Here is a 240-nt window from a genome sequence, read left to right on the forward strand (position 1 = left end):
GCGAAATGCTTGTCGGAAATCTTGCGCAGCCGCAAAGGTTCGGAAAGGCTCAGCGAATGGGCCAGGCCGCTCTGGTCGGTCTCGGGCGCCACGATCCAGACGTCGTCGGACAGCGTGCGCGCGATCCGCTCCAGCGCGGCAAGACCTTCGGCGTGAATGCCGTCGTCATTCGTAAGCAGGATGCGCATCGCCTCAAGCCGCCCGTTCGATTTTGGTCAATCCGCCCATATAAGGCAGCAA

Annotated in this window: 1 protein-coding gene; it reads right to left on the reverse strand. The window is 61.7% G+C overall.

Annotation, left to right across the window (positions count from 1 at the left end; translation table 11 throughout):
• On the reverse strand, positions 1-188 hold a 188-nt coding region (locus EOD29_RS34665), incomplete at its 3' end, for a 5'/3'-nucleotidase SurE (RefSeq protein ID WP_281059269.1).
• Positions 189-240 lie beyond the last annotated feature (52 nt).

The organism is Mesorhizobium sp. M1A.T.Ca.IN.004.03.1.1, assembly GCF_003997555.1.
In the GTDB taxonomy this organism is placed as follows: Bacteria; Pseudomonadota; Alphaproteobacteria; order Rhizobiales; family Rhizobiaceae; genus Mesorhizobium.